General features: G+C 29.5%; 15 protein-coding genes. 14 read left to right on the top strand and 1 reads right to left on the bottom strand.

Annotated features, from left to right (window positions below; translation table 11 throughout):
* Window positions 1-83: 83 nt before the first annotated feature.
* Window positions 84-7223, top strand: coding sequence for an autotransporter-associated N-terminal domain-containing protein (locus ACZ5B9_RS10215; protein WP_464422502.1), 7140 nt, complete (start codon window positions 84-86; stop codon window positions 7221-7223).
* Window positions 7224-7428: 205 nt separating this feature from the next.
* On the opposite strand, the gene glpK is transcribed toward ACZ5B9_RS10215, so the two are convergent.
* Window positions 7429-8946, bottom strand: a complete 1518-nt coding sequence (glpK, locus tag ACZ5B9_RS10210; RefSeq protein WP_464422501.1) for a glycerol kinase GlpK — start codon at window positions 8944-8946, stop codon at window positions 7429-7431.
* Between the two features lie 133 nt (window positions 8947-9079).
* On the opposite strand from glpK, the gene ACZ5B9_RS10205 reads away from it, so the two are divergent.
* From ACZ5B9_RS10205 to ACZ5B9_RS10145, 13 genes are all read left to right on the top strand, one after another.
* A complete protein-coding gene (locus tag ACZ5B9_RS10205) occupies window positions 9080-9343 on the top strand; it encodes a SemiSWEET family transporter (protein ID WP_071124319.1) in 264 nt (87 codons plus the stop codon).
* A 137-nt stretch (window positions 9344-9480) separates the two neighbouring features.
* A complete protein-coding gene (cbiE, locus tag ACZ5B9_RS10200) occupies window positions 9481-10119 on the top strand; it encodes a precorrin-6y C5,15-methyltransferase (decarboxylating) subunit CbiE (protein ID WP_464422500.1) in 639 nt (212 codons plus the stop codon).
* A gap of 157 nt (window positions 10120-10276) precedes the next feature.
* Window positions 10277-10978: a hypothetical protein gene (locus ACZ5B9_RS10195; RefSeq protein WP_464422499.1), complete on the top strand. Its 702-nt coding sequence runs from the start codon at window positions 10277-10279 to the stop codon at window positions 10976-10978.
* A 366-nt stretch (window positions 10979-11344) separates the two neighbouring features.
* On the top strand, window positions 11345-13270 hold the full coding sequence (locus ACZ5B9_RS10190) for a tellurite resistance TerB C-terminal domain-containing protein (protein WP_464422498.1): 1926 nt from the start codon (window positions 11345-11347) through the stop codon (window positions 13268-13270).
* A complete protein-coding gene (locus ACZ5B9_RS10185; RefSeq protein ID WP_464422497.1) occupies window positions 13263-14579 on the top strand; it encodes an ATP-binding protein in 1317 nt (438 codons plus the stop codon). The genes ACZ5B9_RS10190 and ACZ5B9_RS10185 overlap by 8 nt, the downstream gene beginning before the upstream one ends.
* Window positions 14579-16696, top strand: coding sequence for a DEAD/DEAH box helicase (locus tag ACZ5B9_RS10180; protein WP_464422496.1), 2118 nt, complete (start codon window positions 14579-14581; stop codon window positions 16694-16696). The genes ACZ5B9_RS10185 and ACZ5B9_RS10180 overlap by 1 nt, the downstream gene beginning before the upstream one ends.
* Window positions 16697-16971: 275 nt before the next feature.
* Entirely contained in the window at window positions 16972-19650 is a 2679-nt protein-coding gene (leuS, locus tag ACZ5B9_RS10175) for a leucine--tRNA ligase (protein ID WP_464422495.1), read from the top strand.
* 57 nt (window positions 19651-19707) lie between these two features.
* Window positions 19708-19917 carry a hypothetical protein gene (locus ACZ5B9_RS10170; protein ID WP_464422494.1) on the top strand — a complete coding sequence of 70 codons (210 nt, stop codon included), beginning with the start codon at window positions 19708-19710 and terminating at the stop codon, window positions 19915-19917.
* A 140-nt stretch (window positions 19918-20057) separates the two neighbouring features.
* Window positions 20058-20894 (top strand): SDR family oxidoreductase, encoded by an 837-nt coding sequence (locus ACZ5B9_RS10165; protein WP_464422493.1) that lies wholly within the window; start codon window positions 20058-20060, stop codon window positions 20892-20894.
* 257 nt (window positions 20895-21151) lie between these two features.
* A complete protein-coding gene (locus tag ACZ5B9_RS10160) occupies window positions 21152-22480 on the top strand; it encodes a bifunctional folylpolyglutamate synthase/dihydrofolate synthase (RefSeq protein WP_464422492.1) in 1329 nt (442 codons plus the stop codon).
* 273 nt (window positions 22481-22753) lie between these two features.
* Window positions 22754-23221, top strand: a complete 468-nt coding sequence (locus tag ACZ5B9_RS10155; protein WP_464422491.1) for a hypothetical protein — start codon at window positions 22754-22756, stop codon at window positions 23219-23221.
* Window positions 23222-23393: 172 nt separating this feature from the next.
* Entirely contained in the window at window positions 23394-24002 is a 609-nt protein-coding gene (locus tag ACZ5B9_RS10150; RefSeq protein WP_464422490.1) for a DUF2278 family protein, read from the top strand.
* 114 nt (window positions 24003-24116) lie between these two features.
* Window positions 24117-24770, top strand: a complete 654-nt coding sequence (locus ACZ5B9_RS10145) for a DUF4240 domain-containing protein (protein ID WP_464422489.1) — start codon at window positions 24117-24119, stop codon at window positions 24768-24770.
* Window positions 24771-24832 lie beyond the last annotated feature (62 nt).

Genomic DNA, 24832 nt, shown 5'->3' with positions numbered 1-24832 from the left:
ATCAAGAATTCAAATGATATTTTCAGTTCAATTTAAAAAGGCTAAGTTAAATTATAAAATATTGTTTTTAAAGGAGAGAAAAAATGGAAAATAATCTTAAACAAGTAAAAAAAAGTTTGCGTTCGTTTGCAAAAAGATGTAAAAATTTTAAATATACAGAATCTGCATTGATTGCATTTTTAATTGCTGGAATAATATTTACACCTGGTAATTTGTTTTCTGCGACATCAAAAGATGATGCAAATATAGAAAATCAAAAACACACAATTTCTACATCAATGCAGGATATACAAAAAACTTTGAAAAAAACAAGAATAGAAAATAATAAATTAATGAAATATACAACTTTAGAATTAATTCAACTAATGGAACAAGGAGATCATGTTGTAAAAAATCCTTGGAGTAGCTGGCAATATGGTATAAATTATTTTAATAATAATTGGAATGGAACTTATAAGGGTAGAGGAGATAAAAAGGCAAAATATCCTTATGAAGGAATATTCACAAGAAGTAACGATGTATTTGTAAGAAATACATCTCCACTAAGTAATCAGTACAAAAAATTACCTTCAATGGGCTTGGCACAAACAAGTTACGGTTTAATTAGCAATACACGTGAACAGGAACCATTAGTAAGTGCTAAGGCAGAAGTAGCAATAATCCCGAGAGTAGTATTAAAAAATCCTTTAAATGTAGTCACTCCTACAATGACGGAACCAAATCCAACAACTCCCAATATAGCAATAAAACCGCCAACACCAATAAAAATTGTGGAACCAACAGCACCAAATGTAAATCCAAAAGTTCCGGAACCAAATGCAAACCCTTTTGTTGATTATTGTTTTACAGGATGTGGAAATAGTAATAGTTGGGTAGCGGCTAATGCTAGACGTTCTGCAGGCAATGTTACGTATTATGCAGGAGTGGACAGCAGTGGAAATTTTACTGATGCGGTAAGACCTGCTCAAGTAATTTACATAAATAATTCAGGTAATGCAGGTGGACCTGGTTTTTTGTATAGTAATGATACAACAGGTGTGACATTGCATTTAGCTGGAAGCAGTAATGGGCACAGAAATGTAGGAAATGCGAGTACAGTAGCTGGACAAATAGGTATACATTCAGTAGCCGATGGTAAATTAGCAAATATAACAGCTAATTTATACAGCAGAGCAGCATTTCATTCGATAGAAACATGGCATGCAGGACGTAATTCATACGAGAATGTAGCTGTTAATCTTAAAGGAAAAGATAATACAGTGTTTCTTATTTATCCTGCTGCTTGGGAAACTTTAATTTTACATAATTCTGAGATAGCAAGTTCAACATCAAGTTTTACTACAGCTAGAGCAGGAGCAGCTAACAAAAGAGGAACATTTGAGGGAAATGTAGATGTTACAATACCAGAAAATGCTACAAAAAATATTATTTATTCTGCTCTTGGAGTACAAGGGAGTTTTGGAATAACAAGTAATGGAAATTATATAATTGAAGGTCAAGGAAATATGGTGTACTCAGGATATGGGTATTCGCCAAATTATGGAGCAGGATTATATGGAGAAGTATATGATAATGGGACAAATAAAGTAAAAATTGGATCAGATTATAAGTATACTTTAAGCGGAACCACAACTGTTAAACCTGGTCCTTCAGCAATAGACATGATACCATATATTAATTTATCATCGTATGTTCAATCTTATGGAGATGACAATATAATTTTATACTTTGGTAATAAGACAGATATAGATGGAGATCCATTTATAGATCGTTCATCAAATGCTAATACTAAGATTAATTGGAAAAAATCAGTAGTAGGAATTTATCAAGGAGAAATTTCGGCAAAAGCAGTTATTGGAAATCAATTAAATATAGCAAATGACGGTACTCCTCAAACTGGAGGAAATAAAACTAGTGGAGATAATAAATATGTTGAAACAAATGTTGGAGTATTTGCAAGATCTGGACAAAGAAAAGATATTACTCCTTCTGCTGATATGGCTGCATTAAGTATTTTTGATAAGGATAAAGTACATTCTTTACAAATAAATAATGTCGACATTAAATTTGGAAAATATTCTAAGAGTGGAATTATGTTTGCTACTGAATATGGAACTGTAATGGATGTGGCAATGAGCACAAATAACAAACAAGTAATAACAACATTGTCAACTGATATAAAAGACAATGGTACTGTTGCATCACTAGGGGTGGTAGGACCATCAGGTGCTGGAAAAATTTCAGCAGATGATTCTACAAATGAAGCGGCAACTGGAACTATTATTGCTTATTCAAATGGTGTTTGGGATAATAGTAAACATAGTATGAGTACTGCTACGAATAATACTCTTAAAGGAAAGCCAAGTGAAATTAATATTGGTGCTAATGTTGAGCTTTCGGCAAGATACTTGAAGACAGGTGTTGATGGAAATGGTAATGAAACTGGAATAAATCCGATTGCTTATCTTGCAAAAGACGGAGGATTAGTTAATGCTAAAGGAACAACAGATGCCAAAGGATTTGGGTCGATAATAGCCTATGCGGAAGGATATGATACTAATAATAAAACTACAGTATCAAAAGTAGAAACAACAGGTAAAATAACAGCCATTGATGAATGGGTTTCAAGCGATGATAAGACAGTGCCGTATATTTATAAGAATATAGGAGGATTGGCTAAAAATAAAGGACACATTGATATTAATGGAAAGGCTGAAATAAATGGTATTGGAGGACTTGCCACTGGTGATGGATCAGTTGTAAACTTAAATGGAGCAAATAATGTAATTAGAGCGGGAAGAACTGGGGGACTTGCAGCATTTGATAAAGGAGTAGTAAATGTCGAAGGAATAACGAAAATAGAAGTTAAAGATATAAGATATGTAGATAGTAAAAATGTTGTTCAGACATCAGGAAGCCATGATAGTACAACGCCATTTTATGCTAGTGGTGGAGGAAAAATTAATTTTAATGCCAATACTGAAATAGAAATGCACAATGGATTGATTATTCCTGATACTTCAGATACTAAATTTTATTCTCAAACTGCAACACCTACCTCATCAACAACAAAATATTTCAATATGGGGAATGTAAAATATAAGATAGTTGGAGATAAGGTTACATTTGGAGTATTTAATAATAAATCAAATGTTATTTGGAATGGAAGTACTCAAGATTTAGCGAGCGGATTAGGCTTTAATGGAATTATTACTTATGATTCAAGTAATCCAAATCCATTTGTAAAAACTGTATTTGAAAATTCTGATATAACACTTGATACTACAAGTACAGTTCCAGGAAGCAATAATACTAATGCTGCAATTAATTTAACATTAACACCTTATACTAATGAAGGATTTAATGCGATTACTGCTGAAAGATCAAGAATAACAATAGCTTCTACTCAGACAATAAATGCTACAACAGCTTTAAATGAAAATATTCAAGGACTTTCAATGGGATCTAATAAAAATGCGACATCGAATTCAGAAACTGCATATACTAATTTTGGAACTATAAACAATACTGGAGGAACAGCGTCTTCCAACATTGCTGGAATGAATGTAAGTTATGGAACAATAACAAATAAATCTGGTGGAAATGTTACTGTCAACCAAGGGGCTGGAATTTATGGAACTAATGGAAGTAAACTTGTAAATGAAGCTGGTGCAACGATAACTGTGACAGATTCAGGAGCGGCTATTGCGGCGAAAGTTACGGCTGATAATACTCGTCTTTTAGATTATGGAACTGATAAGTCAGGAAATACTCAGACAGCTATAGAAATTACAAATGAAGGAAACCTTGTGACAACAGGAATGGCAAATCCAATTGGAATATTAGCACAAAATAACAGAGCAGATGAAGTTGATAGAAGTAGAGTGGTTATAAATAATAAAAATAATATTACTCTTGGTGATAGAGGTGTTGGAATAATTGTTACCGCATCTTCTAAGACAGCTGGTGGAAATCCATTACATGGTGGAACAATAAACCTTACTGGAAATGGAAGTTCTGATATAGTTACAGGAGCAACTGGAACAGGAGTATATGCACAAAATTCAAATGTTAATTTACTTACAAATTATGGTATTGAAACAAAAGAAGAAGGAGCAGGTATTTATGTAAAAGGAAATACTTCAACTATAAATGGGCCTGGAAAATTTGAATACAAATATAATGGTTCTGCTACAGGAAAAGGAGCAGGACTTGCATTCGGAGGAAGTCTTGCTGGAGAAAGTGGAAATCCTGATGCCAAAAATTACGTTGATGTGGATGTTGTAAATGCAACAAATACTACAGGTGGTCTTGCTTCATTATATGCAACTGGTGGAGGTACTTTAACAAATTATGGAACTATAAATGCTTCACCTGTAAAAGGATATAACATAATTGGAGATGGAAGAAGCATTGTAAATGAAGGAGTACTTAATGTTGCAGATTCTACAAACTCTTCAGAACCTAATATAGGTATAGTTGTAACAGGTTCTGGAAAAGCTGTAAATAATAAAAATATAATAGCTGGAGATAAATCTGTTGGAATTTATGGACTAGATGCTGAACTTGGATCAAATTCTGTTACAACAGTAGGTAAAGAAGGAATAGGAGTATATTCTAAAGGTGGAACAGTTAAACTTTTGGCTGGAAGTACACTTAATGTTGGTACTGATGAAGGAGTTGGAGTTTATACAGTAGGAAATGGACAAAATATATATTCTTCTGGAAATATAAATTTGGCGGAAAATTCGTTTGGATTTGTAAATGTTGGAAATAATAATATGATAGAAAGTAATTCAAATGTAAATTTGTATAATAATAATATATATATTTATTCATCTGACACAGCGGGAAGAATATATAATAAAGGAAATGTAACAGCTAGTGGTAATAGAAACTATGGAGTATATGCTGCTGGACGTTCAGAAAATAGTGGACACATAAATATGGGAACAGGTTTAGGAAACATAGGAATGTATAGTAAATCTGGAGATGCACACAATATGGCAGGTGGGACAATAACTGTTGGTTTAAGTGGACCTAATCCAAATTACAATCCTATTGATTCAAGAACAGGCAACTTAAAAGATCCGACAAAACCACTAGATCCAGTAGGAACTTTGTACAGTGTAGGAATGGCGGCTGGATATCTTGAAAGAGATCCTAGAACAAATCTTCTGGTAAAAGATTCAGCAGGAAATAATATTGTACATGATCAAGGAAGAATAACAAATTCTGGTACAATAAATGTTGTAGGAAAAGATGGTACAGGAATGTATGGAGCTGGTTCAAATACAGTTATAACAAATGATACTAATGGATATATAAATTTAGCATCTGATGGAGCAATAGGAATATTTGCAGAAGAAGGAGCAAGAGTAATAAATAGAGGTACAATTCAAACTACTGTTGATGGATTGAAGGATGTAAAAGGTGTTGTACTTGGAAAAGATTCGGTACTTGATAATCAAGGTGGTAAAATATTGATAAAAAATGCGGATACTAGTGTAGGAGTTCTTTTGAAAGGTGCGACTATAATTAATAGAGGAACAATAGAAGTTAGAGGTGGAATAGGATCAGCTGAAACTCAAGTATTTGAGCAAAGTTCAACTGGTAAACCAGTATCAGCATTCCCAAATATTATTTCAATATCAGCGGAACCAAATGCTCCTGAAGCAACAATAACAGTAAATGGACAAGTTGTACGGCCTGAACCTGTTAAATTTAATGTAATATCAGCACCTAAACAAGTAAGTATAAGTTCAGTAGGAATTTATGTAGATACATCTGGAACAGAATACACAATACCAGTAATCGGACTTCAAAATCTTACAAAAGAGGCAGATCTAATAATTGGATCAGAAGCAGCAAGAAGAACAACAGCTAAAGAAATAGTAATAGATGATCCAAATATAATAGATCCTTATAATGAATCAATGAGAAGTAACGGAAGAGTAGATAAATGGAATTTCTATTCAGGAGCACTTACTTGGACTGCGACAGCCACAATAATAGATGCCAGCATGAGTGCATTTCCAGGACATGTTCAAATAAATAAAATGTATCTTGTGAAAAAACCTTATACTGACTGGTCTGGAAAAGATGCTACACCAGTAAATAGTACAGATACATACAATTTTACCAATGGATTGGAACAAAGATACGGAGTAGAAGCCTTAGGTTCACGTGAAAATAAATTATTCCAAAAATTAAATGGAATTGGAAACAACGAAGAAGTATTATTGTATCAAGCTTTCGATGAAATGATGGGACACCAATATGGAAACTTACAACAAAGAATCAATGCAACTGGAAACTTGCTTGACAAAGAATTTAATCATCTTAAGAGAGATTGGAGAAATCCATCTAAACAAAATAACAAGATTAAAGTATTTGGTATGAGAGATGAATACAGCACAGATACAGCTGGTGTCATTGATTATACAAGTAATTCTTATGGTGTGGCTTATGTTCACGAAAATGAAAAGATCAAGATGGGGAACTCAAGTGGATGGTATGCAGGTACTGTAACAAACAGATTTAAATTTAAAGATATTGGAAAATCGAAAGAAAACCAAACAATACTTAAAGCTGGAGTATTCAAAACAATGTCACCTAAAAAAGATTACAATGGATCATTGCAATGGACAATTGGTGGAGATGTATTTGTTGGTATCAATGATATGAAACGTAGATACTTAGTAGTGGATGAAATATTTGAGGCTAAATCTGACTATCATTCTTATGGAGCTGCATTAAAAACAGGTTTAGGATATGATATCAGAATGAGTGAAAGAACACATTTACGTCCTTATGGAACATTGAAGATGGAATATGGTAAATTTAATAACATTAAAGAAGACAGAGGAGAAATGAGACTAGAAATACAAGGAAACGATTATTTCTCAGTAAAACCAGAAGTTGGAATGGAATTTAGATATGTACAACCGTTAGCAGTAAGAACAAACTTAACAGTAGGAGTAACAGCTTCTTATGAGAATGAACTAGGGAAAGTTGGAAATATAAACAACAAAGGAAGAGTTAGATACACAACAGCTGACTGGTTTGGAATAAGAGGAGAAAAAGAGGACAGACGAGGAAATGGTAAGTTTGATTTAAATATCGGTGTTGACAATACGAGATTCGGAGTTACAGTAAATGGTGGATATGATACTAAAGGTAAGAATGTAAGAGCAGGAATAGGGTTTAGAGCCATTTACTAATGTATCATAAAAGTTCTTTAAATTAGATTTCAAGTTTATAACAATCTATTTAAGCCTTTATTTTATTTCATTTGGATGATTTAATATTAAAGATATTTAAGTCATAACGAATATTATTTAATTGTTATAAAAAAATGAAAAGTTTTAAAAATAAAAACAGTGGAATTTGACTTTCACTGTTTTTTTGTATTATTTATTATATTTGTTAATCTTCTTCCCAGCTTTTAGCTTTTTCAACCGCCTTTTTCCAATGGATATAATATTTTTCCCTTAAATTGTCAGGTAAGTCTGGTGTAAATTGCTTGTTTAAACGCCAGTTTTTTTTGATTTCTTCTTTATTTTTCCAGAATCCAACGGCAAGTCCAGCCAGATAGGCGGCGCCTAATGCAGTTGTTTCGATAATTTCAGGACGTAAAACTTTTGTATTTAAAATATCGCTTTGAAATTGCATAAGAAAATTGTTTGCTGTTGCACCACCATCGACTTTTAGAGAATTTATTTCAATACCTGAATCTTCTTTCATTGCGTTTATCAAGTCTTTTGACTGGTAGGCGATGGATTCGAGGGCAGCACGAATTATGTGGTTTTTATTAGATCCACGGGTAAGCCCAACGATTGTACCACGGGCGTACATATCCCAGTATGGCGAGCCTAATCCAACAAATGCTGGAACTAAGTAAACGCCACCGTTATCATCGACTTGCTGTGCAAAATATTCTGTATCAGAAGCCTTGTCAAAAAACCTTAATTCGTCACGAAGCCACTGGATAACAGCCCCGCCAATAAAAATACTTCCTTCCAGAGCATATTCCACTTTCCCGTCAATCCCAATGGCAATAGTTGTAAGTAAGCCATTATTTGATTTTATGCACTTGTTCCCAGTATTCATAAGCATAAAGCATCCTGTTCCGTAAGTATTTTTTATATCTCCAGTATGAAATCCAGCCTGCCCAAACAACGCCGCCTGCTGATCTCCAGCGATACCTGAAATTGGAATGGAAGTACCGTTTTCTTCACCAATCGTAATTCCCATTCTTGTTTTTCCGTAAACTTCGCTTGAGTTTCTAACTTCTGGAAGCATACTTTCTGGAATGTTAAGTTCCTTTAAAATTTTTTGGTCCCATTCTAAATTTTTTATGTTAAAAAGCATAGTTCTGGAAGCATTTGTAAAATCAGTAACATGCACTTTTCCGCCAGTTAATTTCCACACAAGCCAAGTATCGACCGTTCCAAAAAGCAGTTCCCCGTTTTCAGCTTTTTCCCTTGCACCTTTCACATTGTCAAGAATCCATTTTACTTTTGTCCCTGAAAAATAAGCGTCAATTATCAGTCCTGTATTTTCCTTTACATAATCTTCAAGTCCACGACTTTTTAATTCTTCGCAAATTTCAGCGGTTCGTCTGCATTGCCAGACAATTGCGTTATAAACAGGCTCGCCAGTATTTTTATCCCACACGATTACAGTTTCCCTTTGATTTGTAATTCCGATTGCTGCTACGTCTTTTAGAGAAATTCCAGATTGTGCGATAACTTCAGTAAGAACAGAACGCTGACTTGCCCATATTTCCATAGCGTTATGCTCAACCCATCCCGGATGTGGAAAAATCTGTGTAAATTCCTTTTGAGCTTTCCCAATAGTGTTCAGATTTTTATCAAAAATAATTGCACGTGAACTAGTTGTTCCCTGATCCAGAGCTATTATATATTTTTTTTGATTATCCATAAAACCTCCTTATAATAAATTATATCTTGAGAAAAATATTTGTCAAATTTTTAATTTGTAAAGCGATGGAATCCGTGATATAATACAAAATATAGCAAAAATTACTAAACTTTTTAAACACAAGGAGGAAAAAATGAACAAAAAGAAAATTAACACATTAGTTGGCTCAATAGGAGCATTTATAGGGATAATTGTATTTATAACATATATTCCCCAAATTATTGCCAATATAGGTGGACAAAAAGCACAGCCGTGGCAACCACTTTCCGCCTCAATTTCATGTTTAATATGGGTAATTTACGGATGGACTAAAGAACCTAAAAAAGATTATATTTTAATTGTGCCAAATGCAGCAGGGGTAATATTAGGATTTTTGACTTTTATTACAGCACTTTAATAAAAAATAACTTTAAAAGACTGTGAAAAATCAGTCTTTTTTTCTTTTCCAGATTTATAAAAAAAAATTATTTTTCTTTAATTTTTAGATTATTTAAGGTATAATAAACTGATAAAATTTAAAATGTGAGGAGAAATATGAAAAATAAAATAAATGTACTTGGATTAGGTCCTGGAAATCTGGACTATACTTTGCCAGTTGTATTAAAAGAAATTGAAAAATCAGATATAATAATTGGTGGAAAACGACACATTGAAAGTCTTGGAAAATATGCAGAAAATAAAGAATATTGTTATATAAAGGCTGATTTACAAAGAGTTTTGGATTTTATCGAAGAAAATCGAAATAAAAAAATATCGCTAATCTTATCTGGTGATACAGGTTTTTATAGCATGCTAACATTTATGAGAAAACATTTTGATGCAAAGGAACTTAACGTAATACCTGGAATTTCTTCGATCCAGTATATGTTTGCAAGAATTTCTGAATATTGGAATGATGCTTTTATATCAAGTGTTCACGGACGGGAAGTTGAGTATGTTCAAAAATTGCGTGAATTTGGTAAAATCGGGCTTTTAACAGATAACAAAAATACACCTCAAAAAATAGCAGAAATACTTATTGAGAATGGCATGGAAGAGGCTATTATTTTTGTTGGAGAAAATTTGTCTTATGAAAATGAGAGGATTTTAGAATTTTCAGCAAAAGAAATGGTAAAGGTTGAGGAGAAATTTGAGATGAATGTGGTTGTGATTTATTGGGATGGGAAGGAATAGTGAAAAATCAAAAATTATACGTATTTTAAGATTTGATAAAACAAATTTTTAAAAATAAAAATAGATTAATGAATATATCTATTGAAAAAATAAAGAAATAAAAATAAAATTTTTTAGTAATAAAGTTAAATTTATAAAAAAGAGAGAAGTGAATAATATGAAAAAAATAATTTTAAGTTTATTTGTATTGCTAAGTTTAGCAACTTTTACACAGGAAAAATATCAAATAGAAATAGAACCATCAGCGAAAATATCTCAAAATGTTATTCAAAGCTATAATTCTCAAATTGAAAAAGAAGTGAGCAAAATATATTCAAAAGAAGAAATGTTTGGATTGATGAATAAAATGATGAATGGAGTTTCTGCTCAAAGCAAAAATGAAGCAAATGATTTGAGCAGATTAATGAATGGATTTTTTGGAGAAAACTATGTTTCTAAAATGATGGATACAGTGTTTAAGTATTATAAAATTGAAATAGAAAAGATAAATTATATTTCTGAAAATAAAGCTTATGTAAAAGTTAAATTGGGATTTCCTATTAATATTGATGAAATGAAAAGTATGAGTAGTATTGATAAAATGCTAGAAAAAGCCGAGGAAACTTCTAAAAAACTTGATGCTGCCTTTAAGAAAAAAACAGGAAAAACAATGGAAAAATATTCAAAGTCAATTTCAGAAAAAGATGAAAAAGCAATGAAAAAATTTTTTGAAATAATGGGCGAAATTCAAATGGAAATTATGGATGAAGAATTTGCCAAAATAACGAAAAATGGAAAATATGTGGGAAGAAAAGAAATTTTAGAGGCTAACAAGAAGAATGGAAAATGGATGATAGAGAATCCGAATTTTGGGTATTGATTAAATAGAAATAAAATTATTTGTTGAAAGACTAACTATAAAAAGTCAAGCATAAATTTTAAAGTTTTTAGAGAAATAGAAAAAATGTTCAAATAATTTGAAGAATCAATATTAGAGATGATGTTTATCTTAAGCAAATAAAGACCAATTAAAACTTATTATCAATGACAAATGAAAATTCATTTGAAACAAGTATGTATATTTATTGAGCTTATGATAAATTAGGTAAAAAATCTGGAGTGAAATTGAAAATGGTTGTAAAATTGAAGAAGTAAATGGTATGAATGATAGACGGAATTTAGGAAATTTATGGTAAATTAATTTAGAATTATAAGAAAAAGATTTTTACTTGAAAGGCGAAAAAATATGAAAAATTCTATTTCAGATTTAATAAAAGAAATATTTGCAGAAGTAAATAAAGAAATAGTTAAAATTTTAAATTTTAAGAATAATGAAAAAGAGTATTTAAAAAATGAAAGTTATGATTTAAAAAAAGAATCTTTTGAAAAAGAAATCATAAATAGTGACATTATTAAAAAAGAAGATGATTTTTTTAGTAAAGAAAACGATATAATAGATATTACAAACTTTAAAGAAGAAAAAATTGTTTATTCTGAGTTTAAAAAAGACGAGATGAAAATTATTAACAACTGGGAATCTAAATTAGGTAAGATAGATGACTATTATTTTAGTGAATTAAAAGTTCCATTTTTGAGAAAGAAAATTTTGGAACTTTATAATAAAATATTTGAAATTTCAAATGTTGAGTTAAAAAATAAAAATAGAATACTTATTAAAGAAATTGAAAAATTTGAAAAGGAAAATTATGTTTTTAAAGGAGAAACTTTTAAAGATGTTTTTTATGGGGGAATACAGATAATAAACAGTAAGTATAACGGAGTTAGAAAAAATATAAGGAATTATTATTATTTTCAAGATTTTTGGAATATTTTACAAGAAGAGGCAAGGGAAGTTGTGATAGATGAAATAAATAAATATTTAAAAAAATTGCCTAGGTTAAATACTGAAATTATAGAATATTATAATTTAACACCAAATGGATTGCCTTATAGATATTGGGATAGAGATGGAAAATTTAGAAAAGAATATAATTTATCAGATTTGGAACAAAGAATATTAGAACAAACGAGTTTCAGACAAACTAAAATTTGGAATAATTATGAAGCTAAGAAGCAAATGATTCTTCTATATTTGGATGAATGGAAAATAATAGAAGAAAAAGTAAAAACTGAAGAAAAACTAAAAAAGAAAAGTAAAAAAATTATAAATGCTATTTTAAATTTACAAGATTATGATTATTTTGAATATAATGAAATAGAAGGGTTATACGCAATTTTAAAAATAGTAGAAAACAAAATTAGGAGCTTTATACCAAATTACAAAATACTTGAAGTAGAAAAAGAATTAGAAAGTATAAAAAAATTTTTTCCTAAATCAATGTCAAATGAATTATTAGAAAATATTGAAAATTTTAAGTTATCCAAAGAAAAAATTGAATCAATTATAACTTATGAGATAAAAAATTATCCTAAAGATTGGAAATTAAAATTAGGATATATAGAATTATTCAATGAGAAAAAAATAAATTTAATAATAAGATTTAATAATGACGAAAATTTAGAAAAAATAATCAAAGAATTACTAAAAAAAGAAGAGAATAATGACAATAGGTTATTCTATTTATTCCTATTAAATAAGAAGAGAGAAGTGAAAAAATCTGAAATAAGAATGTTAGAAAAAATAATATCTTCTGATAGATTTCAAGATTATGAAAAGCTGTTAGAAAGAAATGATGAAATAACTGAAAAAATGTACGAGGAATTAAAATTATTAAAGTTTCAGAAAATGAAAAAAATAGATTTAAATTTCGAAAAAGTAAAAGTGACAAAAGAGAAATTTGCTGAAACAGTTAATATTTTAGAAGAATATTTAAAAGAAGAAAATGAAGAAGCTGATATTAGTAAAATTTGTAATGAAGAACAAAAAGATATAGTTGTTGAGAATAAAGAACAAGAAAAAATAGAAAATTTTCAGGATAATAAAGTAAAAGAAGTATTGAAAGTAATAATAGAAACTCAAAAAATAGACGAAAATGATTTGAAAAATTATGCTAAAGAAAAAAATATGTCATTAAATGCTTACATAGATTCTATAAATAAAGAGTTATATGATATTGTAAATGATCAGGTAATAATTCTTGAAAATAATATTGTAAAAATAGATGAATTTTATATTGACAATATAAAGGAGTGGCTGAAAGAAAATGATTAAGATAAATCTCAAAGAAGCAGATAGTGTGATTAAAGCAATAGAGGGAGGGATAACTCCCAGAAGAGGAATACAGCATTTGTTAGTTGGAAGAAATAACGAAGTTCAGGAAATAGTAAAAATATTAGATAAAATAACTGAAGGAGATAGTGAAATAAAATTTTGGGTAGGAGATTTTGGTTCAGGAAAGAGTTTTATGTTGAGGACAATAGAATCTATTGCCTTACAAAAGAATTTTGCTGTTTCTACAGTTGATTTGAATCCTACAAGAAGATTTTATTCAACAGATGGAAAATCAAAAGCTCTTTATAGTGAAATAATAGATAATATAGTAGTTCAAACTGCTCAAAATGGAAGAGCTATAAATACAATAATAGAAATCTGGATAGAAAAAGTCAAAAATCAAATCATAAATAATAAAAATTTAAAAGCAGAAGAACTGGATAAAAATCCACAATTTATTGAAAAAGAAATATTAAATTTAACTTCTTCATTTACGACATCATCTATATCCTATGAATTTGGTCAAGCAATTATTCAATATTATAGAGGAATGTTAGAAGAAGATTATGATAAAAAAGAGAAAGCTTTAAGATGGTTACGAGGAAATATTGAAACTAAAACTGAAGCAAAAAAGGATTTAGGAATTGGAAAAATAATCAATGATGATAACTGGTATGAGTCCTTGAAAACATTTGGAGAATTAATTTTAGATATGGGATACTCAGGTTTTGTAGTTAATTTTGATGAATTAGTTAATCTATATAAAATACCTCAATCACAAACAAGAGAAAAAAATTATGAGAAGATATTAAATATTTTTAATGAATGTAAATCTAATAAGGCAAGAGGAATGTTTATAAATTTTGGTGCAACTAAAAAAACAGTATATGATAAAGGTAGAGGAATGTCAAGTTATGAGGCATTAAAAGGGAGATTAGGTACAGAAAATGATGATTTATCAAATTTAGTTAATACGAAGAAATCTGTATTATTATTAAAACCTTTGAACAATGAAGAGATATTTATACTTTTGGAAAGACTGAAAGATATTTATAATGTAAATTATAAAACTTCTATAGAACTAGATGCAAATGAAATAAGATTATACATGGAAGGAAAATTAAATCTTCCAGGAGCAGATGAATTTTTGACACCGAGAGCAGTAATAAAGGATTATATTGAAATTTTAGATTTAATAAGACAGAATCCAAATGAAAATACAATAACAATAATAGAAGCAAAATTAGGAAAAATGAATAAAGTGGAAAAGGATGAAAATAATTTTGATGATGAAATAGAGGTATTTTAATGGACACTTATAATATGTTAAAAAAAGAAATTAGAAGATATATCTATGATCAAAATTGGCAGAAATTTACTAAAATACAAGAACATTCTATAAAACTTTATAGTGAAAGTGAGGATAATTTAATTTTAATTGCACCAACTGCCTCAGGAAAAACAGAAGCAGCTTTTTTACCTGCAATTAATAGTATTGAAAATTGGGAAGAAGGTATTAAGATAGTTTATATCTCACCATTAATTGCATTAATTAATGATCAATTTAATCGGATTTCAGAATTATGTAAATATATGGAAATAACTGTTACTAGATGGCATGGAGAAGCTTCTCAAAGAAAAAAGAGAGATATCTTAAAGAATCCCAAGGGGATATTGTTAATAACTCCTGAAAGTCTGGAAGCATTATTTGTAACAAAATCAGATAGAGTGAGGAAATTATTTTACAATGTTGAAAATATAATTATAGATGAGATTCATAGTTTTATTGGTTCTAATCGAGGAATTCAACTTAAATCTTTACTTAAAAGAATGAGCCTGTATATAAAAAATAATAATCCTAGGATGATAGGAATGTCTGCAACGGTATCAGAAGAAAATTATTTAGATTTAAAAGAGATATTTCAAAATAAAAGAGTAACAAAAATAATTAGAGATAAAGGAAGAAATGAACTAAAAATAGATTATAATTTTTATTCTGATGAAACAGAAGTATTAAATAAGATTTATGAATATTCTAAAAGTGAAACAATGTTAGTTTTTCCGAATACAAGACAAAATGTAGAAATGATAGCCGCAAATCTGAAGAAAAAAGCTCAAAAAGAAAAAATTAATATAAGTTATTTTTCTCATCATGCTTCAGTAAGCAAAAACATAAGAACAATGGTAGAAAATTTTGCTAAAGAATCTAATAAAAATTTATTTACAATATGTTGTACATCAACACTTGAATTAGGGATAGATATAGGAGCAGTTGATAGCATAGTTCAATACAATGCTCCTCATTCTGTATCATCTTTAGCTCAAAGATTAGGTAGAAGTGGCAGAAGAACAGGAATAAATAATTTACATTTTATTTCAGATGAAAAATGGAATTTATTACAAGGATTGTCAGCAATTTCAATTTATAAAAAAGGAAAAGTTGACAAAATAGATGTTGTGAAGAAGCCTTATGATGTAATGGCTCATCAAATATTATCTTTAATAGTTGAGAAGAGTGAAATAAATTTATCAGAGTTTAAAAAAATTATTCAAAAATATCAAACTTGGAAAAACATTGAATATGAAGAGTTTTCAAATATTTGTAATCATCTTTTAAAAGAGAAATATATTGAAATGTTGGATAATAGTATTATTGCAGGAGTTAATCTTGAAAAATTATTAAAAAAAGCAGAGTTTTATACTCAATTTAAAGTGGAGGATATGTATTCAGTATATAACAGTCAAATTAAAATAGGAGAACTTCCACTAGAAATAGGAGTAAATATAGATGATAATATATATTTGGCCGCAGGAATTTGGAAAATAAAAAAAGTAGATGAAAAGGTAAAGAAAATATTTGTAAAAAAGGCAACAGATGGGAAAGCACCTAGATTTTTGGGAGAAGAGGGAGAAATTACTGATGAATTAAGAAAAGAAATGAAGGAAATTTTATTCGATAAAAAAAATTGGGAAAAATATTCTGAAAAAATAAGAAAAAATTTAGAAATTATTTCAAAAAATCTTATTTTAAAACAAAAAATTTATTTTTATTTAGATAAAAATAGAAAAGATATAAAAACATTTAGAAGTACTAAAATAGAGAGAACTTTGATGATATTATTATTGATTTTTTTAGATTTAAAAGATTTTAGGGAATTAAATGATACAATTCAATCAAATGATAATGTTATAGAAGAAGCTGTAAACAATATTATAAAAAGTGGGATAAATGAAACACAAATTGTGAATTTTTTTGAAAATGATATAAAAGAGTCAAGGAAGTTAGAAAAAATAAGCTTAGTAGATGCTTACTTAAGTTCAAATAAATATATGCTTTTAGTACCAGATAATTTAAAAATTAAATATGTTATAGATAATAAACTTGATGTTCAAGGTGTTAAAAATTTTTTAGAAATTAGAAAATGATAGGTAAATGTATAAAATATTTTAAAGTAAAGAATTGAAAAATAATTGTCAAAAATCTCAAAATATAGTACAATTATTAGGTAAAAATAGAAAATATATATGATTTAAATTTTAAATAATTATTTTATTCATTAATAATTGGTAGAATAGAATTATGAAATGAATTGAAATAGTAATTTGCATTATGTACTGTTAAAACAACAGAGTTTAGTTACAGATTTGTAAAATGAATAAAAAGTATCAAAAAATAAATACTGAAAAATTGGAGGAAAACGATGATAAAAGAATACAAACCGTCGGAAATTGAGAAAAAGTGGCAGGATAAGTGGTTTGAAGAGGATGTTTTTAAATCGGAAAATAAGGTTGAGGGAAAAGAGAATTATTATGTGCTTGAGATGTTTGCGTATCCATCTGGAAAGCTTCATGTTGGGCATTTGAGAAATTATGCGATTGGAGATGCGATTGCTAGATATAAGAAGATGAAGGGGTTTAATGTGCTGCATCCATTTGGATGGGACAGTTTTGGATTACCTGCGGAAAATGCCGCAATTGACAATGGGGCACATCCTGGGAAATGGACAAAGGCTAATATTGACAATATGAGAAGACAGATGAAGCTTATGGGACTTTCTTATGACTGGAACAGGGAGCTTAGTACTTATACTCCAGAATATTATAAGTGGAATCAGAAGTTTTTTATTGAAATGTATAAAAAAGGGCTTGTTTACAAGAAAAAATCTTATGTAAACTGGTGTCCTGACTGTAATACGGTTTTGGCGAATGAACAAGTTGAAGACGGGAAATGCTGGCGTCACGGTAAAACTGATGTTATCCAAAAGGAATTGTCGCAATGGTATTTTAAAATTACAGAATATGCAGAAGAATTGCTGCAAGGGCATGAGGAGCTTAGAGGACATTGGCCAGAACAGGTATTGACAATGCAGAAAAACTGGATTGGAAAATCAACAGGATCTGAAGTGGACTTTATTTTAGATTATAAATTTGAAAATGATGGAAATTCACATTTAAAATTGAATGACAGGGGAGAAGTTGTAATTTCTGTGTTTACAACAAGACCTGATACGCTTTATGGGGTTACGTATGCAACTGTTGCGCCAGAGCATCCGTTGGTTGAGGAAATTATTTTGAAAGAAAATCCTTCGATAAGAGAAGCTGTTGAAAGAATGATAAATGAGGATAAAATTGCACGTACAGCGGAAGATAAGGAAAAAGAAGGAGTATTTTCTGGACTTCATGTGATTAATCCTGTGAATGGTGAAAAAGTGCAGTTATGGATTGCAAATTATGTGTTAATGGATTATGGGACTGGAGCGGTAATGGCAGTGCCGGCACATGATGAAAGAGATTTTCAGTTTTCTAAAAAATATAATTTAGATTTGAAAATTGTCGTAAATCCTGTTGATAAAAATGGGAATTTGGATGAAGTTTCCGTTGAAAAAATAGAAAATGCTTTGGTAAATTCAGGAGTATTAGTAAATTCAGAAGAATTTAACGGATTAAATAGTAATGAAGCAAAAGAGAAAATTACTGAAAAATTGGAAAAAATTGGATTAGGTAAGAAAACAGTAAATTACAGACTGCATGACTGGCTAATCAGCAGACAAAGATACTGGGGAACTCCAATTCCTGTGATTTATGATGAAGATGGGAATATTTACTTGGAAGAGGAAGCAAACTTGCCTGTGAAACTGCCTACAGATATTGAGTTTAGCGGAAAAGGGAATCCACTTGAAACTTCTGAGGAATTTAAAAATGTGATTTTACCAAATGGGAAAAAAGGGAGAAGAGAAACCGACACAATGGACACTTTCGTTGATTCTTCATGGTACTACTTGAGATATTTAGATTCTCACAATGATAAAGAGCCGTTTAAAAAGGAAGATGCAGATAACTGGACTCCAGTTCACCAATATATCGGTGGAATTGAGCATGCGGTAATGCACTTGCTTTATGCGAGATTTTTCCACAAATCACTAAGAGATTTAGGATACATTGACACAAATGAGCCATTTAAGCGTTTATTGACACAAGGAATGGTTTTAGGGCCTTCTTACTATTCTCAAAACGAAAGAAGATACTTGTTCCCAAGAGAAGTGGAAATGAAGGATGGGAAGCCTGTTTCTAAGGAAACTGGAGAAGAATTGGCAACAAAAGTTGAAAAAATGAGCAAATCTAAAAATAATGGAGTAGATCCTGAAGAAATCGTGAAAGAATATGGAGCTGACTCTTCAAGAGTCTTTACATTGTTTGCTGCACCGCCTGAAAAAGAGCTGGAATGGAATATGAACGGTCTTGCAGGGGCTTATAGATTCATAAACAGACTTTATCTGTTAGTTTCATCAACAGCTGATTTTGCTGATAAAAATGCATCAAAGGAAAATAATTACGGAATTAATTTAGATGCAAGAAGTGAAAAAGACAAGGAAATTCAGAAAAAATTACATCAGACAGTGAAAAAAGTTACAGACAGCATTGAGGACGATTTCCACTTTAACACAGCAATCGCTGCAATAATGGAACTTCTAAATGATATGACAACTTATAAGCAAAATGTGATTGATAAAAACGATATTTCATCAGAAAGTAAAAAAGTATGGCACGAAGTTCTTGAAAAAGTGATCTTATTAATTGCACCTTTTGCACCGCACGTGGCGGATGAATTATGGAGTGATTTAGGAAATACAACTCTTATTTTTGAGGAAGAATGGCCAACATTTGATGAAAAATTAACTGTGGAAAACAACTTTAACTTGGTTTTACAAGTAAATGGAAAAGTAAGAGATATGATACCTGCACAAATTGGAATTTCAAAAGATGATGCTGAAAAATTGGCATTTTCTTCAGAAAAAGTTCAAAAATTTGTTGATGGAAAAGAAGTTGTTAAGGTAATTGTTGTGCCTAATAAGCTGGTTAATATTGTGGTGAAAGGATAAAGTTTAATAAAAGGGGAGGAATTTTTAAAGAGAAAAATTGAATTAGGGGTGATTAAGATGACATATATTGCAGAAATAGAAAATAATAAAATAATTAATGAATTTAAAAAAGCTGTAAAAAAAACTGGAAAAAGTGAAAGTGATGTATTAGTTCAATTGATGGCTAAATTTGTTGAAGAAAACAAAATTGAAAGGAATTCAATGGATATTCTATTTAATAAAATGGAAGAAAATAAAGATGTTTTTATCAGAATGCGTGATAAATAATGATTAAATATTTTGAAGTTTGTGACATTTTAAAAATACATAATAAAGTTTTAGAATTATCAGGTGGTTTAAAGGGTTATAAAGATAAATTGGGAATAGAAAAAGTATGTCTGAAATAAAAAAAGTAGGAGAGAAATAAAATGGCTAAAATAGCAGTAACTGGAGTGACAGGAAATTTAGGTGGTATGGTTTCAAGATTATGCAAAGAAAATGGCATAAAAGTGAGAAACTTGGCTAGAAATAAGGAAAAAGCTGAAAAAATGGGGTTTTCTGATGTTTTTAAATCAAGTTACGACAAGTCAGATGATACTGTAAAATCGCTTGAAGGAATTGATGTACTTTTTATGGTGTCAGGTTCTGAAAATCCTGACCGGGTTCAGCAGCATAAGGATTTTATTGATTCTGCTAAAACAGCTGGAGTGTCGCACATTGTTTATCTTTCGTTTTACAATGTTTCAAAAAATTCGATATTTACATTGGGAAGAGATCATTATGCAACTGAGGAATACATTAAAGAAAATGGCTTTAAATATACATTTTTGAGAGATAATTTTTATGCAGATTTTTTTGTATATTTGTGCAGAGAGTATGGTGAAATAAAAGGACCTGCTGGGAATGGGAAAGTTTCTGTTGTAGTGCGTTCAGATGTTTCAGAAGTTGTTGCAAAAATTTTGGAAAATCCAACAAAATGGGAAAATCAGACTTTGAATATGACAGGGTCTGAGGAATTGACAATGAATGAAATTGTAAAAATTGTGAGTGAACATTTTGGCAAAGAAATTAAGTATACTAATGAAACTGTGGAAGAAGCTTATGAAAGCCGTAAAATCTGGAAAGCTGAACAATGGGAATATGATTCTTGGGTTTCAACTTATACTGCAATCGCTGAAGGTGAGCAAGCTGGTGTTTCAAATGACATTAAAAAAGTGCTGGGACGTAAAGCGACTTCATTGACTGAGTATTTGGAAACACTATAAATAAAAAAAAGATAAAAAATTACCAATAGGAATATAAAATTATTAATAAAGAGTTAGCATTAGGCTGGCTTTTTATTTTTCATAAATTTCGTTATTTAAACAAGGGGTAGGATTAGATACAAATTTTTTAATATCAAGCTGATAAAATTAAATAATTTTAAAGAAGATTTATTATAATTGATTGAAAGGAGAAATTTTTAATTATTAAAATAAATATAAATATGAGAATAGATGAAGTTTTAGAAAAAATTTTTAATATGAGAACAATTAATAAAAGAATAACCAATGAATCTTTGAAACAAAATAATGAAAAACTGAAAAAAATTTATGAGTTGCTGGGAGAGCCGTGTAAAGATAAGAAAATTGTTCATATTGCAGGAACGAATGGGAAAGGTTCGACAGCTACATTTTTAGAGAGTATTTTTTTTGCGGCGGGATATTCTGTTGCAAAGTTTACTTCGCCACATATTTTACGGTTTAATGAGAGAATTTTAGTAGATAAAGAGATGATTTCTGATGAGGATGTAGTGAAGTATTATGAAGTTGTTATGGATATTTTGGAAAAAAATTCGTTGCAGATAAATTTTTTTGAGATAACGACTTTTATGGCTTTACTTTATTTTGAGGCAAAAAATCCTGACTTTATATTTCTGGAAACTGGTCTTGGCGGAAGATATGACGCTACAAATGTTGTAAATTCGACAATTGCAGCTATAACAAATGTGAGTTTTGATCACGTCAGTCTTTTGGGAAATTCACTTGACAAAATTGCAGATAGGAAAGCTGGCATTATAAAGGACGGACAGCTGTGTATTTATGCCCAGAATTTAGTCGAATTGGAGAATGCTGTAAAAAAGGAAACTGATAATTCAGTAAATGTCTTGAAAAAGTATGAAAATTTACAAGTCGAGCTGGATACTCAAAATTATAAGACAATTGTGAAGATTTTTGAAAATGAAAATTTGGAAGAATCTCAAAATATTGAAGATAAAAAAAATAAACGTAATTTGGAAAAAACATTTATATTGCCACTTTTTGGAAAATTTCAGGCAAACAATTTTTTGATTACTTATGAAATTGCTAAAATTTATGGTATCAGCGATGAAATTATTAAGAAAGGGCTTGATGAAATTTCGCTGGCTGGGCGGTTTGAGATTTTTTCACAAAATCCAGCTACAATACTGGATGTGGCTCATAATGATGATTCTGTACGAGTTCTTGTAGAAAATTTGAATGAACTTTTTAAAAATAATGAAGTGATTTTTATTCTTTCGATACTTGGAACAAAGGACATTGCAAATATTTTTGAGAAAATTTTGGAAAAAAATTACAAAATTTTTATAACTTCTCTAAAAGACGTTACTTACGGACTTTCTGCCAATGAAATAAAGAAAAATCTGGAAAATGCAAATATTTTGACAAATAATATTATTTTTGAAGACAATATTTTAGATGCCTATAATCAAGCAAAACAGATGGTTTTGGAAAAGAATAGTCGGTATAAGGCGATAGTGGTTTGTGGCTCTTTTTATGAAATTGCGAAATTTAAGAAGCTGTGTGGCAAGAGGGATGAGCATTTTTTATAGTAGAAAAGGCAATTGTTTCACACGATATTGAAAAATATATACAAAATGAAAGATTTGAAAAGAGAATGTACGAATAAGTAGAAATGTGATATAATAATAGCAAGAAACATAATAAAATAGGGACTTGTAATCCTAAATGAAGTTATTGAATAGATATATAGATTTTAAAGTAATTACAAGAAAGTCTTTTAATTTCTAAAATTATGAGTAGAAATTAATTGTGATATTAATTTTTTAATACTACAAAAGAAAATAAAAAAGAAGGTGATATTTTTGAAATTAAAAGTGAAAATATTTTTTATTATAATAATTATATTTTTTTTGGTAACTATATATAATTATTATTTTCATGAAGCAAAAGATGAATGTCTATTTTCTTCAGAAAATGTGGAAAAAAGTTATTATTTAAAAGCAAATAAATTACTAAAAAAAGAAGGTATAAAATTATTTCTTTATGATAGTAATACGATGAAATATTATGAAGCTAAACGTCCTTATGAAATTTTTTATTCATTAGTACATGTGTCTGGAGATATAATGATAGCAAAAAAACAAAAAAGAATGAATAAAAAAGATAAGGTATCCTGGGCATTAGGTATCTCTAGAGAACCAACATATATTTATATTCCTGAAAATAAAAGAGCAGTTATTTTAAAAAGAAAGAATCAAATTTTAAAAAATATAGGAACATGTTATTTAGTTGATAATTTACTGGGATATCATGTTCCCACAAAAGAATAAAAAAATTTAATTTTTTAAATAATCGTTGTTGTAAAAGACAGCGGTTATTTTTTTGTTTGTAATTTTAAAAAATTTATTTAATAAAATCTCCTATCCCTTTTCTTTCATAAAAAATATGTTATACTTATAATGAGAAAAAGTAAAAGTTCAGATATGCAGTAAAGAGGAAAATATGGAAAAATATGTGATGTTTCGAGGAAAAGTTATAGATAAATGGTACGACTTTGATAAAAGGGCACATTATCATATTGTAGCGATGGATGATGAGGGGAAAAGATTTGATTTGGCGGTTAATATTGGAAGTATTTATGAGAAGATGAATGAGATTGTTTCTTCCAATTTGAAGGTTTATTATGATGAGAGTTATAATTGCCGAAAGAGGATTGTCCGTAAAATGCTGTTGCAAAAAGATGGTATTACAGAATGTCACAAGGATTTATATCTGGATTATATTAGAATGAAACTTTTTCCACACGAAAAGATGATACAGATGAAGGGGTTTGATGTAACAAGTATTTACTTGACTGGGATTATTGAAAAGAATGTTGTGCAGGCTATGAATAATGATGATTATGAGGTAATTGCGTTTGGAAGGCTTTATGCGAATGGGAAAGGTTTGCACGATATTCATATGAATCAGGGAAGTGTGAATAAATTTAGGAAAAATGATGCTTCGTATTCTGATGGAGGGCTGTTTTTTAGAAATAAACGAGATAATAAGATTACAGCTGTATTTATTGCATTTATTACTCAAAGTTTGAATATGCCTGAAAGTGTTTAGAGTCAGATTAATAAAGATTAGATGGAGTTTATGAAGTTGATTTTGAAATGATTTTCTATAAAAATAAAATATGGGGAAATATAAAAGTTGGAAAAGAAAAGAGGTGTGACAAAAATGTCTATAAGAAATTTTGCTACAAAACTTAAAATGAAACGTGAAGAGTTTTGGAAATACATTTCCATATCGCATAAAAAAGCCAAAAATAATAATGAGTTTGTAGACTATTTAATAGATATTCTATCAAAAAAAACAGATGAGGAAATTTTTGATTTTGAAATAATTACATTTGAATTAATGCGTGAAAGTTACAATGAAAAGTTGTGGTGTGCCTCGTATCTTGTGAACGGTGACACAGCGAGCTGGAGCTTTGATTTTTTCAGGCTATGGTTAATTTCGCAAGGGGAAAAAATATATCATTCAATTATAAAAAATCAGGATAATTTATCAAAATATATAAACATATCTTTTGAAGCAAAATTTATGACAAATTATTTTGAAAATGAAAACTTTGCTTTTATCCCAGCCTATGCTTTTTCAAGAAAAAATTGCTCACACAATATTTTAAGCAAGGAAAGTTACAAGATTAATAACAGAACTATTTTTCAAGATGATTTTATCGATGATTATAATAAAAGATTGAATACTTATAAGAGAAAAATAGGATACATCAACAAAAAATATCCCAAAATAATATTTCACTGGTGTGCACAATTTCCAAACAGCATGAAAGAAGTGTGTCCAACATTATTTAAAAAAATGTACTTTTAAAAAAACGAGGGAGTGTCTCAATTTATGGGACATTCCCTCTCCTCTAATGAGATTTAGTATTG

This window comes from Leptotrichia sp. SK-5 (genome assembly GCF_055387215.1).
The sequence above is the reverse complement of the archived record's forward strand: the minus strand, read 5'-3'. Positions and strand labels throughout refer to the sequence as shown.

Excerpts from the sequence above, each read along its gene's own strand:
- ACZ5B9_RS10190 (WP_464422498.1), top strand. The coding sequence starts at position 11,345 with ATGAAAAATTCTATTTCAGATTTAATAAAAGAAATATTTGCAGAAGTA.
- ACZ5B9_RS10145 (WP_464422489.1), top strand. The coding sequence starts at position 24,117 with ATGTCTATAAGAAATTTTGCTACAAAACTTAAAATGAAACGTGAAGAG.
- ACZ5B9_RS10195 (WP_464422499.1), top strand. The coding sequence starts at position 10,277 with ATGAAAAAAATAATTTTAAGTTTATTTGTATTGCTAAGTTTAGCAACT.
- cbiE (WP_464422500.1), top strand. The coding sequence starts at position 9,481 with ATGAAAAATAAAATAAATGTACTTGGATTAGGTCCTGGAAATCTGGAC.
- ACZ5B9_RS10170 (WP_464422494.1), top strand. The coding sequence starts at position 19,708 with ATGACATATATTGCAGAAATAGAAAATAATAAAATAATTAATGAATTT.
- ACZ5B9_RS10150 (WP_464422490.1), top strand. The coding sequence starts at position 23,394 with ATGGAAAAATATGTGATGTTTCGAGGAAAAGTTATAGATAAATGGTAC.
- ACZ5B9_RS10180 (WP_464422496.1), top strand. The coding sequence starts at position 14,579 with ATGGACACTTATAATATGTTAAAAAAAGAAATTAGAAGATATATCTAT.
- ACZ5B9_RS10165 (WP_464422493.1), top strand. The coding sequence starts at position 20,058 with ATGGCTAAAATAGCAGTAACTGGAGTGACAGGAAATTTAGGTGGTATG.
- leuS (WP_464422495.1), top strand. The coding sequence starts at position 16,972 with ATGATAAAAGAATACAAACCGTCGGAAATTGAGAAAAAGTGGCAGGAT.
- glpK (WP_464422501.1), bottom strand. The coding sequence starts at position 8,946 with ATGGATAATCAAAAAAAATATATAATAGCTCTGGATCAGGGAACAACT.
- ACZ5B9_RS10185 (WP_464422497.1), top strand. The coding sequence starts at position 13,263 with ATGATTAAGATAAATCTCAAAGAAGCAGATAGTGTGATTAAAGCAATA.
- ACZ5B9_RS10215 (WP_464422502.1), top strand. The coding sequence starts at position 84 with ATGGAAAATAATCTTAAACAAGTAAAAAAAAGTTTGCGTTCGTTTGCA.
- ACZ5B9_RS10160 (WP_464422492.1), top strand. The coding sequence starts at position 21,152 with ATGAGAACAATTAATAAAAGAATAACCAATGAATCTTTGAAACAAAAT.
- ACZ5B9_RS10205 (WP_071124319.1), top strand. The coding sequence starts at position 9,080 with ATGAACAAAAAGAAAATTAACACATTAGTTGGCTCAATAGGAGCATTT.